The following is a 13,830-nucleotide window of genomic DNA, read 5'->3' on the forward strand; positions in this document are numbered from 1 at the left end:
ACATTTCCTGAACCTGGGCGTATCACTCAGCCATATAGACGGTCACCACCACTGCCACCGCCACGCATTGGTAGCCCCTATTGCCAGAAAACTGGCCGAAGAGTACAAGGTTCCACTTCGCCCGGAAAATGAAATGACCCAATATAAAGGCAAAAGCCTTGGGTTTTCAGACAAGTTTTATGGTGACCACCTGACCTGCGAACACCTTCTGGAAATTGTTCGCCAATACCTGGGCAGAGTTCAGGTACTGGAACTCATGGCACATCCCGCCCTGATTGATGAACCACTGCTGGAAGCCAGTCGCTACTCTACAGCCAGAACCCGTGAGCTGGCGATTCTGACCGATCCATCACTGCTTGAAAGTCTAAGTGGTATGGGTGTAACTATCTCCGATTACAGCTGTCTGCAGGATTAAACGAACATGGCATCCACACCATTAAAAGAAACAGACAACAGACAACCACTACTTCTGGGTGTAGACGGTGGCGGAACTTCATGCCGCGCCCGTATTACTGATCTTGACGGCAATATTCTGGGTGAAGGTTTCGCAGGCAGTGCTAACCCTCGCACAGGCCTCGATTCAGCCTGTAATGCCATTATGCAGGCAACCCGTGCAGCGATGAGTAAGGCAAGCCTTGAAGAAAGCGACCTTGGACGGATATATGCCGGACTGGGACTGGCCGGAGTCAACCAGCAGAAAGAACGGGACCTGGTACTGGGCTGGGGCTTGCCATTTGCCAGCATCTTCCTGGAAACTGACGCCTACGCCGCCTGTATGGGTGCCTTTAATGGCAACGATGGCGCCATTCTGATTCTGGGTACCGGCTCCTGTGGCGCCAGTCTGATTAATGGCGAGATGAAAACACTGGGTGGCTGGGGATTCCCGATCTCTGACCATGGCAGTGGTGCCAGCCTGGGATTAGCCGCCATTCGTTACTCACTGCTGGCCCATGAAGGCATGAAGCCGGAAACACCGTTGAGCAGAGCCATCATGGCAACCTTTGAGAACAACCCGGAAAATGCCGTTGCCTGGCAGGACATTGCCTTGCCCAGAGATTACGGCGCTTATGGACCGCTGATCGTTGAATATATTGGTACAAACGACCCACTAGCTGAACAGCTGATTCAGGAATCCGCTGAAGGCGCAGCCATGATGATTCGTGTACTTCACCAGCGCGGAGCAAACCAGTGCGCACTGGTAGGCGGACTCAGTAAATTTGTGATGCCATGGTTGCCTGAAGACGTTGCCGGTATTGCTACCCTGCCTCAGGGTGATGCCATGCAGGGTGCTTTGGTAATGGCAAAAAAACACGCCACTGATCTTTAAACTGCATGTATATCAAATAGCTACAAATTCGGATTATCGAAATATTCCTGTACTGCCCCCCCATCCTGACGATAACTGGGCAGATACAGGAGAGGCCCAATATACATTTTAAATATTTGAATTCAGATTATTCAAAATAATAATAAATAAACAATTTAATAAAAATATTACCTACCCAACATCCTGGTAAGGATTTAACCGACCTTTATAAAGGTTTCGGTGGTCTTTGCACATCTGATTCTATTAGGTGGAAGATTGCTTTCATATAAACTGACCGGTCGAATGTTCGGTATTTCTTGATAAACTGACCATCGACAATGATACCAAGGTGTAGAAGCATATTTCCTACTTCTTGAAAAGTGGATGATTGTGTGTTTTTGATTATTTCAGCAGGGAAATTCCCGGGAGGCCATCGACTGCTGGTGCCTGGTTAAAAGAAGTTAGAACTTATTACTGAACGAGTGGTCTAAAAATTCGATTGCAAACTACCACCTACTTATGGCGAACTTCTTAATTGATCCTCATAAAAGATGCTCGTGACAACAGCGTTGTAAAAAAAGTCAGAGAATTTTTCATCGAAAACCTGACAAAACATTAAATACGCCAGCTAATTCAGTGCACAACAATTTCGGATGAGATATCAATATTCATGGATATACCAACACAGACCAACACGCCGACTGACCAGCAAATGCCCACCGGACCAGCAAATATCCCGCACACGGATAAACGCCCTTCACTCAACTTTCATGATGTTAATATAGTGCAAGATGTCCGCATACAAATAGCCATTTACCCTCCGAATAAAAAAGATGGTATCCGTTATTATTTGCAAAACTGTCCTCTGGGGGATGGAATCATTGCGCTGGTGAACGGCATCAACATAATTATAACCAACAGCAAAGACCGTCAGTATGAGCAGACCAGCAAAATCAAGCAGCCTGACACCTCAAGAGAAGGCAGGGGTGACTCCTTCTTTATAAGTTCGAATCAACTAACAAAAGAACAACTCGAAGAAACCAAAGCCTGTGATTTACTGACGGGTAAGATAGCTCTGAATAAAAACAACACCCGAATCAACGTCACATCTCAAGACTCCAGGATTGAGGAAGTCTATGGTTCAGCAATAAATGGCCATTTCCAGAAATCTAACTCACTACCAGCCAGAATAAGAACCGGCAGCGTCTTAGCCAGACCAACGCCAGGAGGGATGGAGATGATTGATGGGATACTGCACTATGTTGAAAATGCATATGACCAGTCGCCTCAGGAAATACCCACCAAACCTCATCGAAAATCCGATAAAGCCGCGACTGCCAGCGTTCCTTTTTGTGTTGATCAACGGTCACGAAGCGACATCCTGTTTAAAACAAACAGACTCATTACGCCCTTAACTTATAATTCAGATCAAAAACAATCATCCCCGGACACCCCTCTTGACCATTCACTTAACAGTATATTCAAACAACTTTCTCAGAGGGAAAAGACGGATCTTGATTACAGAAAAACGGTTAGAAGAAAATTCAAGGAGTTAACAGGGGAGCCCGAGAAAGCAAAAGAGAAAACACTCTTGTTTTTAGATGACAACGAGACAATACTGGGCTGGGATCATCATGAATTTTTCAGCAGTTTATTTAAAACACTGGGCAACACCCATAAAAATGAAAAACCAAATAGAATTTTATTCCTCATACCCGAAGGCAACTTTGAATCAAAAACACATAAAGCACTAAATCTGGCAACAGAAAAACTCACGAACCTGTATCATAGATACAGCCATACCAAAGACATAAATGTAAAATGCAGTGCAATTAATGCCTTTTATCAACAATTAAAGAAAGAAGAAGAAAAACAACAAACCATCAAAAAACTTACTCACACCATCACAACCTTAATAAACTACTGCCGTCAATTTTATGATTACAATAAAAAAATAAAAGACTGCGATTTATCACCAGACTCTCTAGAACTCGTAAGAATTGACTATGAAATATGGAGTGCTGTACATTCACTGGCATTGCTTATTTTAAATACAGGCGAGCCCTCTCTTCTTGATGCAATCGTACAGATTACAATAGACGCTCTATTCATCAGGCAAGAAAAAAACCAGAACGGAACAACCAAGATCTTTATCTTCTTTAGGAATAAAGAGTTAATAAACAAAATCATCGAACTTTTATTTGAAAATATTACAATTGATTTCAACGACTCAGAGCATTTCACAACCTCAACCAGGCTATTGAGAATATTTTTTGAAAAAAGATATCTGAATCCTGTCCAATCAAACCCATATAGTGTAGATGTCAATGTAAAACTACGAATAATCAATACTTTTATCGACAAAATCTGCAAAAAATACCAAAACTGCAAAGACCCTTTTTCTGGACTTCAGGATCAAAAAAAACCACAGAAAGCAATAACAAGACTACATAGTTACGCAACAAATTTTAGGACAATATCAGCCTTATATTCTTCGATCACACAAAAAACCGCTTTCGAAATCACTACTATTACAGAAGGACTGGACCTTATTCATAAAGATCTGGTTGATGAGCAACTTGTGGAATACTTATCACCAAAGAAAACAAAAAGTGGAAAAAAGAAAAAATAGTTCTACAATCCTCTTCTGATCCCCCAAAAGCCAACCACGGTTGGCTTCTCATTATCTGCAAAAAATAATTATTTAATACGATACTCAGCCGAACGGGCATGAGCTGTTAATGATTCCCCCCTGGCCAGCACTGATGCCACTTTTCCCATCTCTGAAGCACCTTGTTCAGAAAAGTGAATCACCGATGAACGCTTCTGGAAATCATACACTCCCAGGGGCGAAGAGAATCGTGCGGTTCCGGAGGTTGGCAGCACATGGTTCGGCCCGGCACAGTAATCACCCAGGGCTTCCGCCGTATATCGACCCATAAAAATGGCTCCGGCATGACGTATCTTTGGCAACAAAGTTTCAGGGTTCTCAACCGATAGCTCAAGATGTTCTGGCGCAATGCGATTCACCAGTTCGCAAGCAGACTCCAGATCGGGTACAGCAATCAAAGCTCCGCGCTTATTAAGCGACGCTGCAATGATACCCTTCCGTTCCAAGGTTGGCAGAAGGCGGTTGATACTTTCCTGAACCTGCCCCAGAAAATCACGATCAGGCGAGATAAGGATCGCCTGGGCATCCTCATCATGCTCAGCCTGGGAAAAGAGATCCATGGCAATCCAGTCCGGATTACTCTTGCCATCACAAACCACCAGTATCTCCGATGGTCCGGCAATCATATCAATCCCTACCTGACCGAAGACTTCCCGCTTGGCGGTAGCCACATAAACATTGCCGGGGCCAACGATCTTATCCACCCGTGGAATGGTTTGTGTACCGTAGGCCAATGCAGCCACCGCCTGGGCACCACCAATAGTAAACACACGATTAACACCCGCAATCGCTGCAGCCGCCAGTACCAGTTCGTCCAGCCCCCCTTCCGGAGCAGGCACCACCATCACCACTTCCGGGACACCGGCTACGGACGCGGGTATAGCGTTCATTAATACGGATGAAGGATAAGAGGCGCGACCACCGGGAACATAAAGCCCAACCCGATCCATGGGTGTCACCTGCTGCCCAAGCAAGGTGCCATCACTTTCCCGGTAATTCCAGGAACTCTGCTGCTGATGCTGATGATATTCACGAATTCGGCTGGCAGCCGTTTCCAATGCTGCCCGCTGTTCTGGCTGAATAGCATCAAGCGCCTTCTGCAAATGCTCAGAACCCAGTGTAAGCTCCGCCATACTGGTTATCTGACGTCTATCAAAACGACAGGTATATTCCAGAACCGCCTGATCCTTATGTTTACGGACCTGATCAATAATCTCTTTTACCCGCTGTTGGATACTGTCGTTTGAAACAGACTCCCAGGCCAGCAATGCATCCAATTGAGAAAAAAACTCAGGGCTGCTGAAGTCCAGCTGAATCGGGGCGACTACTTCAGGTGTCATGCCTTTTCCTCAATCGCGCTGGATAGCTGATCTAACAGCTGGCCAATCAGCTTGTGTTTCACTTTCATGGAAGCCCTGTTCACCACCATTCTGGAACTGATTTCAGCAATCAGCTCCTGAGGCTCCAGGCCATTAGCCCGAAGGGTATTCCCGGTATCCACCACATCAATAATGACATCCGCAAGGCCAACCAATGGCGCCAGTTCCATAGAACCGTATAGCTTGATGATGTCAGCCTGAATGCCCTGAGAGGCATAGTACTGCTTGGCAACATTGACGAATTTGGTCGCCACTTTGAGTCGACCGGATGACCTGGGGGGAGCCCCAACCTTTCCAGCTGTCATCAGCTTGCATTGGGCAATTTTCAGGTCAAGGGGTTCATAAAGTTCAGAGGAGCCATGCTCCATCAGCACATCTTTACCCGCGACGCCCATATCGGCGGCACCATACTCCACATAGGTCGGTACATCACTGGCCCGGACAATAAGGAGGTTAACATGGGGATGTGTTGTACCAATCACCAGCTTGCGACTTTTATCTGGATCTTCAGCAGGCTCAATACCTGCGGCTTTCAACAGGGGGAGAGTCTCTTTAAGAATGCGCCCCTTGGACAGCGCGATGGTGATCTGGCTCGACATACTTCTCTCAGGCTTCCTTATTTATAATGCGTTTTTCTAAAAAATGCTGAAGGTAGAAGAACTGCAAAATCAAGAATCAATAAATTATTATTTCTCTTTTATCCAGCTATCAGTGATTACCGATAACCTGAACCATTCCTCAAAAGAGCACTTATTGGTCTGAGTACTCTCTCAGCGGACGGCATTGAAGAATAACATAGAAATAGGGAAAGTTACGTTGGGTCGAGCGAATGCGAGCCCCAACAAGCTATCTGCAATCATCCTGCAATCATCGGTGAAATTGTTGGGCTTTATAAAAGAGAAAGCCCTGCTCCGTTCAGTGATAACGGAGCAGGGCTCATATTAGCGATAGCTGGAAAGGATAATGCTCAACCAGTAACGACAGAAAACTCAGATATGCTTCACTTCATCAATCTCATACGCAACATTGCCAGAAGGCGTCTTGACTCCGACCTCATCGCCTTCTACTTTGCCAATCAAGGCACGGGCAATGGGCGAGTTTACGGAGATCTTGTTCACCTTGATATTCGCTTCGTCATCGCCAACGATTTTGTATTCCACTTCCTGATCATTATCCAGGTTAATCAGAACAACCGTCGTACCAAACAGCACCTTACCGGTTTTGGCGATGGCATTAATATCGATCACCTGAGCGTTTGACAGCTTGGCCTCGATGTCATTAACACGGCCTTCTGCAAAACTCTGCTGCTCACGGGCAGCATGGTATTCAGCATTCTCTTTCAGGTCACCCAGCTCCCGGGCTTCTGCAATAGCCGCAGAAATACGAGGGCGCTCAACCCCTTTCAAATGGGTCAGTTCCGCGCGGAGAGCTTTTTCGCCCTCCACAGTCATGGGAATTCTTTTCATCCAACGTTACCTTCGTGTAAATCCTGAAGTCGTCTGACTAATCTTTCTGATCCAAAAGCAATTGACCTTGCAATCGCTTCTGCTCCCGCCATGGTGGTTGTATATAGCACCTTATTGGTTAATGCGGAGCGACGAATCAAATAAGAATCAGCAATGGCCTGACGACCTTCAGTGGTGTTAATCATGAAGGCTATATCACCATTGACGATCATGTCCACCAGATGCGGTCTTCCCTGGTGCACTTTATTGATGATGGTCACGGGCAAACCCGCTTCTTCAATCACTTTAGCAGTACCTGAAGTGGCCAGAAGCTCAAAACCAATATCCATGAATAAGCGGGCAATCATGGGCACGTCAGGCTTATCAAAGTCCCGCACCGTGAGAATAACCTTACCACCGACAGGCAATTGCATATTCTCTGCCAGCTGCGCTTTGTGGAACGCTTCCGGGAAGGTGGCACCAACACCCATTACTTCACCGGTAGACTTCATCTCAGGGCCGAGAATCGGATCTACACCCGGGAATTTATTAAATGGGAAGATAGCCTCTTTCACACTGAAGTAAGGCGGTACAATCTCAGTGGTAAAGTTCTGCGCTTCCAGACTCTTACCCATCATCACCCGCGCAGCAATCTTGGCCAACGAGTGACCAATGCACTTGGAAACAAAAGGCACGGTACGGGATGCCCGGGGATTAACCTCGATCACATAGATCTCATCATCCTGAATAGCCAGCTGAACGTTCATCAGACCAATAACCCCAAGCTCCATGGCCATGGCGCTTACCTGCTCACGAATCTCATCCTGGTGACGACGGCTCAGGCTATAAGGCGGCAATGAACAGCTGGAATCACCAGAGTGAATACCCGCCTGCTCAATGTGCTGCATGATGGCTCCGATCACGACTCGCTCACCGTCGCATATCGCATCCACATCCACTTCCACGGCACGGTTCAGGAAAGAATCCAGTAGAACAGGACTGTCGTTAGAAACCTGTACCGCCTCTTTCATGTAGCGAACCAGCTCGTCTTCGCCGTCGACGATTTCCATCGCCCTGCCACCCAGAACGTAGGATGGGCGAACCACCAGCGGGTAACCGATCTCAGCCGCCTTAACGATAGCATCCGCTTCACTGCGAACGGTGGCGTTGGCTGGCTGCAGCAGATTCAGTTTTTGAATCATCTGCTGAAAACGCTCACGGTCTTCCGCCCGGTCAATGGCTTCCGGGCTGGTACCGATAATCGATACACCTTCCGCTTCCAGTGCGCGGGCCAGCTTCAGCGGAGTCTGTCCACCGTACTGAACAATAACACCACCGGGTTTTTCTACATCAATGATGGCCAGAACGTCTTCCAGCGTCACTGACTCAAAGTAGAGACGATCAGACGTATCATAATCGGTGGACACCGTTTCAGGGTTACAGTTAACCATGATGGTTTCATAACCGTCTTCACGGGCCGCTAATGCCGCATGAACACAGCAGTAATCAAATTCAATACCCTGACCAATACGGTTTGGACCGCCACCAAGGATCATGATTTTTTCACGATCAGAAGGCTCTGCCTCACACTCTTCATCATAGGATGAATACATGTAAGCTGTCGTAGATTGAAACTCGGCAGCACAGGTATCAACACGTTTGTAGACCGGTTTCACACCCAATTCACGACGAAGGTTTCTTACCTCAGCCTCTTGCACACCCAGCAGTTCAGCCAGACGGGGATCACTGAAGCCTTTCTGCTTCAGGCGGAACAGCCGCTCTTTGGTCAAGCCAGAAATGGTCTCACCGGTCAGTACCGCTTCTTCCATCACCAGATCCTGAATCTGAACCAGGAACCACGGGTCAATCTTGCACTGGGCAAACACCTCCTCCATGGTCATACCCGCACGGAAAGCATCGGCAACGTAGTAGATGCGATCGGCTTTAGGCGTAATCAGCTCACGGCGAATAATAGCGAGGGCCTCGTCCCGCCCGGCATCAGAACAGGCATCCAGTTGGTAATCAAACATGGAGTTAAAGCCGGTGGCACCGGTTTCCAGACCGCGCAGGGCTTTCTGGACAGATTCCTGGAAAGTACGGCCAATGGCCATCACCTCACCCACAGACTTCATCTGAGTGGTCAGGCGGTCATCGGCCTGGGGGAATTTCTCAAAGGCAAAGCGGGGAATCTTGGTAACAACATAGTCGATGGAGGGTTCAAAGGAGACTGGAGTTACACCACCGGTGATCTCATTTCTCAACTCATCCAGGGTGTAACCCACGGCCAGTTTGGCGGCTACCCGGGCAATGGGAAAACCCGTCGCTTTAGAAGCCAGGGCAGAAGAGCGGGAAACCCGCGGATTCATTTCGATGACCACCATACGACCAGTATCCGGACAGATACCAAACTGTACGTTAGAGCCACCGGTTTCCACACCAATCTCACGCAGTACCGCAATGGAAGCGTTACGCATGATCTGGTATTCCTTATCGGTCAGCGTCTGGGCTGGCGCGACCGTAATAGAGTCACCGGTATGAACCCCCATAGGGTCGAAGTTTTCAATGGCACAGACAATGATGCAGTTATCCTTACAATCACGCACCACCTCCATCTCATACTCTTTCCAGCCAATCAGAGATTCATCAATCAGCAGCTCACTGGTTGGGGAAAGGTCAAGGCCTCGGAAACAGATCTCTTCAAACTCATCTCTGTTGTAGGCAATACCGCCACCGGTGCCACCCATGGTAAACGACGGACGAATAATACAGGGGAAGCCTACCTTTGCCTGCACCGCCCGGGCTTCTTCCATGGTATGGGCAATACCTGAATTAGGGGTTTCCAGACCAATGTTTTTCATGGCCCGGTCAAACAGCTGGCGGTCTTCTGCCTTATCAATGGCTTCCTGACTGGCACCAATCATGGCCACGTTGTACTTTGCCAGCACCCCTTTATGGAACAGGTCCAGGGCACAGTTCAGAGCTGTCTGGCCACCCATGGTAGGGAGAACGGCGTCAGGGCGCTCTTTTTCAATAATCTTTTCGACCGTTTCCCAGCGAATCGGCTCAATGTAAGTTGAGTCCGCCATGCTCGGGTCGGTCATGATGGTGGCCGGGTTGGAGTTCACCAGAATAACCCGGTAACCCTCTTCCTTCAGTGCCTTACAGGCCTGCGCTCCGGAATAGTCAAACTCACAGGCCTGGCCGATGATGATTGGGCCAGCCCCGAGAATCAGAATACTTTCAATATCAGTACGTTTTGGCATCTTTCTCTCACGCAATTCTTTTCTGTGAAAGTGCCCCGGCTGTCATGATTTCAGGCAGGGTGCTTTCCGCTCAAGGCTGTTTTAATAGCAGCGGACTTCGTCATCAGGCAGTCTTGGCTGCTTTCAACATCTCAACAAAGTGGTCAAACAATCCGGCTACGTCGTGTGGTCCCGGACTGGCTTCAGGGTGTCCCTGGAAACTGAAGGCCGGACGATCTGTGCGCTCAACACCCTGCAAGCTGCCATCGAACAGTGATTTATGGGTCGCTCTCAGAGTCCCTGGCAGGGAGTCTTCTGCCACCGCAAAACCGTGGTTCTGACTGGTAATGAGAACCTGACCGGATTTGAGATCCTGAACCGGATGGTTGGCGCCATGATGACCAAATTTCATCTTCTCAGTCTTCGCACCACTGGCCAGCGCCAGCAACTGATGACCCAGACAGATGCCAAATACCGGCAGCTCAGTTGTCAGGATTTCCTGAATGGCCGTAATGGCGTAATCACAAGGCTCGGGATCACCAGGACCATTAGAGAGAAAAACACCATCGGGGTTCATAGCCAGAACCTCTTTGGCAGGGGTTGTGGCCGGAACAACAGTCAGGCGGCAGCCCCGTTCAGCCAGCATGCGAAGAATGTTTCTTTTCACACCGAAGTCGTAGGCTACTACGTGGAAAGGCAGGTCAGTCACTTCAGCATGGCTATCCGTTTCCAGACTCCAGACACCTTCTGTCCAGACGTAATGCTGGTCAGTGGTGACCTCTTTTGCCAGATCCATGCCTTTAAGGCCCGGAAATTCACGGGCTTTGGTTAGAGCCAGTGCTTCATCTATCGAATCGCCCGCAATAATACAGCCGTTCTGAGCCCCTTTTTCCCGCAGAATCCGAGTCAGCCTGCGAGTATCAATACCGGCAATTGCCACAATATTGCGAGACTTCAGGTACTCATCCAGAGACATCTTGCTGCGCCAGTTACTGGCCAGCAGTGGCAGGTCCTTAATGACCAGACCAGCAGCATGAATTTCAGGAGATTCTTCATCTTCCGGTGTAATACCGGTATTACCAATATGGGGATAGGTCAGCGTAACGATTTGGCGGGAATAGGAAGGGTCGGTGAGAATTTCCTGATAACCGGTCATTGCCGTGTTAAAAACCACCTCACCACTGGTTTCGCCATCAATACCGATGGCAATCCCCCGGAAAATACTACCATCTTCCAGAGCTAAAACAGACGTCTTAGTCAAAGGATCCTCCCATTTTTGAATCTGATCGTTTTATGCCCGAACGCTATGGTGCTGATGAGTTAGCAGTTTACAGACCCAAAAAAAGCGAGATGTTTTAAAAAACCATCTCGCTTTTGATTCCATACCCCGTCACCAGCAGATAAATTCAATGCAAATTTTTCGCATTGAATCATGGCACCTGATACTTGTCCATATAAAATTATGGAAAATCACTTAATTCCAAGCACATCCTGCATATCGTAAAGGCCAGAGCGTTTATCAGAGAGAAAACGTACTGCTCTCAGAGAACCCCGGGCGTAAATCACACGGCTACTGGCTTTATGGGTTATCTCTACCCGCTCGCCTTCACTGGCAAACAACACTGTATGATCACCAATTACATCACCAGCACGAACCGTGGCAAAGCCAATGGTTTCACGGTCTCTTGGCCCGGTATATCCTTCACGACCATAAACTGCACACTTTTCAAGGTCGCGGCCAAGGGTGTCCGCCACCACTTCCCCCATTTTCAGAGCGGTACCAGAAGGGGAGTCCACTTTGTGACGATGATGAGCCTCAATGACTTCGATGTCCGCATCATCACCCAAGACCTTTGCCGCCATTTCAAGTAGCTTGAACACCAGGTTGACACCAATACTCATATTGGGCGCAAAAACAACCGCCGTATCTTCTGAAGCTTTGGCCAGACTCTCTTTCTGGCTGCTACTGAGACCGGTTGTGCCAATGACGATTCCCTTGCCATGCTGCCTGCACAACTCGACATTCTCCATGGTCAATTCAGGCGAAGTGAAATCAACCAGAACATCAAAATCATTAATAGCCGCAGCCAGATCATCCGTTAACGGCACACCCAGGGAACCAACGCCAACCAGATCACCCGCATCAACCCCCAGCAGACTATCACCGGGTTTGATAATTGCTGTACCCATCTGACACTGTTTATCATCGGCAACGGCTTCCACCAGCATCCGCCCCATTCGCCCGGCAGCACCCACAATGGCAACTCTGATCACGTTACATTCCCTCTGATCTGGCTAATGTCGTTAAAAGTCGAAAACAGTCTATCGGACTACACACAAACAGCAAGCAGCCCGGAAAAATACCTGAACCGCTTTTATTTTCCAGCAAAAAAGCGATACTCTGCCGCTCTGCGACATACTTATTATCGAGGGGGGAAGTCATGATCCGACAGTTTGTTCAGGATGTTCGGGGGATGCACTGGGCACCAAAACTGATTCTGGCACTGGTCATTCTGAAAACCGTCTCAACAATGATCCGGGAAGCGCAGATCATTTAATCTCTGACCAAAAGCATAACCGGCCCGGAGCAGGGCCGGCAGGAACACTGCTAAACCTGAAGATCACCTTCACCAATAAGGTTATTGATAATTTCAATATTCCTTTGCCAGCCTTCTATTCTTGTCACTTTTTTTATCCAGCAAGTATCCAGAAAGATCCGCGGTAAAAAATCCTCCAAAAAATTCAGCAAACACAGATAGAACAAGGCAAAAAATTACAAACTTCAGCCTTAAATATTCTTTCATTCAACCATGGAAATTCATTCATCTAACCGTTGTCAGAGCTAGACCCGATGCATAGTTGATGAACTTTCCATATTCACCGGGTTCCATGTATTTCTGTAATTCCATAAGAAATACACAACAGTCACCAGCCATCTATTTAATTAAGCAAAATAAACTACAAACAGCTTTTGATGGTCTGTTTTGAAACAGGTTTTTTTGAAATGTACGCAGTATTTGGTAATACATCCATAAAGTCAGAACTAGTACCAACAGGCCGGGAGCAAGAAACATCCTATAGGCTGGCTCCTGGCAATCCGGCTAAAAAGATTGCAAAACCGTATCCCCCGGATTCAGAAAACAAGACACCCACAGCAGCAACAAATTTAACCACTCAACCAAAACCCCTCTCAGAAAGAATCACCCTGATTATTGATGGTCACTTGATGGGATGGGGAAAAGTGACACCTGTCAATTTAGGCAAAACAGCTTACCGGGTTCTGGAAGAATGCCTGACCACTGCCGCCCGAAACCACGGGGCAACCGTAAACCATGCTGCTGCGACAATAACCGGCGCCGTGGGCGCTGCCAGAGTGAGGGGTGTTGACCCCTTTTCTATTGCCAATATGGCCATAACCAGCTTATACCATGCTCCCGGGATGGCTTCCGCTGTCTGTGGAGCAAACTCGCCCGGCGTCAGCATTGCAAAAAAGATATCCGACGTCTCCAATATTGCCGTTACCTTATGCTCTCTTTATCCAGCCATTAGCAGCGGTAACCTTACCTACGCCACTCTGATGCTGACACAGCTTGCAGCAAACTATGGCGCTCACAGCCAGGTACATCATTATTTGCATCAACTCTGCAAAAGCCTGCCACAGGAATATCAGCCATTCCTCGAACCCTGGCTCCAGTCTTTTGCGCAAATAGGTGTTACTGCAGGCATGACTGGCAAGCCGGTCACAGCGGCTGATCAACACACGACAATGGATACCATAACAGGGGAT

Annotated in this window: 10 protein-coding genes; 4 read left to right on the top strand and 6 right to left on the bottom strand. The window is 47.9% G+C overall.

Annotation, left to right across the window (positions count from 1 at the left end; genetic code table 11):
• The 3 genes from RM811_RS09110 to RM811_RS09120 form a co-directional block, all read left to right on the top strand.
• On the top strand, nt 1-415 hold a 415-nt coding region (locus RM811_RS09110), incomplete at its 5' end, for a ChbG/HpnK family deacetylase (protein WP_402523172.1).
• A gap of 6 nt (nt 416-421) precedes the next feature.
• Nucleotides 422-1,327, top strand: a complete 906-nt coding sequence (locus RM811_RS09115) for a BadF/BadG/BcrA/BcrD ATPase family protein (RefSeq protein ID WP_402523174.1) — start codon at nt 422-424, stop codon at nt 1,325-1,327.
• 649 nt (nt 1,328-1,976) lie between these two features.
• The gene (locus tag RM811_RS09120; RefSeq protein ID WP_402523176.1) at nt 1,977-3,938 is read left to right on the top strand and encodes a hypothetical protein; all 1,962 of its coding nucleotides are present in this window, start codon (nt 1,977-1,979) and stop codon (nt 3,936-3,938) included.
• Nucleotides 3,939-4,006: 68 nt separating this feature from the next.
• Here the strand turns inward: RM811_RS09120 and hisD are convergent, their stop codons facing one another.
• The 6 genes from hisD to dapB all read right to left on the bottom strand — a co-directional run bounded on the left by hisD (nt 4,007) and on the right by dapB (nt 12,317).
• Nucleotides 4,007-5,317 (bottom strand): histidinol dehydrogenase, encoded by a 1,311-nt coding sequence (gene hisD, locus RM811_RS09125; RefSeq protein ID WP_402523179.1) that lies wholly within the window; start codon nt 5,315-5,317, stop codon nt 4,007-4,009.
• The gene (gene hisG / locus RM811_RS09130) at nt 5,314-5,955 is read right to left on the bottom strand and encodes an ATP phosphoribosyltransferase (protein WP_402523181.1); all 642 of its coding nucleotides are present in this window, start codon (nt 5,953-5,955) and stop codon (nt 5,314-5,316) included. Before hisG ends, hisD begins: the two co-directional genes overlap by 4 nt.
• Nucleotides 5,956-6,345: 390 nt before the next feature.
• Nucleotides 6,346-6,822, bottom strand: a complete 477-nt coding sequence (gene greA / locus RM811_RS09135) for a transcription elongation factor GreA (RefSeq protein WP_402523183.1) — start codon at nt 6,820-6,822, stop codon at nt 6,346-6,348.
• Nucleotides 6,819-10,064 carry a carbamoyl-phosphate synthase large subunit gene (gene carB / locus RM811_RS09140; RefSeq protein ID WP_402523185.1) on the bottom strand — a complete coding sequence of 1,082 codons (3,246 nt, stop codon included), beginning with the start codon at nt 10,062-10,064 and terminating at the stop codon, nt 6,819-6,821. The genes greA and carB overlap by 4 nt, the downstream gene beginning before the upstream one ends.
• Nucleotides 10,065-10,167: 103 nt before the next feature.
• Nucleotides 10,168-11,304, bottom strand: coding sequence for a glutamine-hydrolyzing carbamoyl-phosphate synthase small subunit (carA, locus tag RM811_RS09145; protein WP_402523188.1), 1,137 nt, complete (start codon nt 11,302-11,304; stop codon nt 10,168-10,170).
• A gap of 209 nt (nt 11,305-11,513) precedes the next feature.
• On the bottom strand, nt 11,514-12,317 hold the full coding sequence (dapB, locus tag RM811_RS09150; protein ID WP_402523191.1) for a 4-hydroxy-tetrahydrodipicolinate reductase: 804 nt from the start codon (nt 12,315-12,317) through the stop codon (nt 11,514-11,516).
• 730 nt (nt 12,318-13,047) lie between these two features.
• Here dapB and RM811_RS09155 point away from each other — a divergent pair.
• On the top strand, nt 13,048-13,830 hold a 783-nt coding region (locus RM811_RS09155), incomplete at its 3' end, for a hypothetical protein (RefSeq protein WP_402523193.1).

The organism is Endozoicomonas sp., assembly GCF_031844845.1.
In the GTDB taxonomy this organism is placed as follows: Bacteria; Pseudomonadota; Gammaproteobacteria; order Pseudomonadales; family Endozoicomonadaceae; genus Endozoicomonas.

Coding starts and splice junctions, on each gene's coding strand:
- carB (WP_402523185.1), bottom strand. CDS start 10,064: ATGCCAAAACGTACTGATATTGAAAGTATTCTGATTCTCGGGGCTGGC.
- RM811_RS09115 (WP_402523174.1), top strand. CDS start 422: ATGGCATCCACACCATTAAAAGAAACAGACAACAGACAACCACTACTT.
- hisD (WP_402523179.1), bottom strand. CDS start 5,317: ATGACACCTGAAGTAGTCGCCCCGATTCAGCTGGACTTCAGCAGCCCT.
- hisG (WP_402523181.1), bottom strand. CDS start 5,955: ATGTCGAGCCAGATCACCATCGCGCTGTCCAAGGGGCGCATTCTTAAA.
- RM811_RS09120 (WP_402523176.1), top strand. CDS start 1,977: ATGGATATACCAACACAGACCAACACGCCGACTGACCAGCAAATGCCC.
- greA (WP_402523183.1), bottom strand. CDS start 6,822: ATGAAAAGAATTCCCATGACTGTGGAGGGCGAAAAAGCTCTCCGCGCG.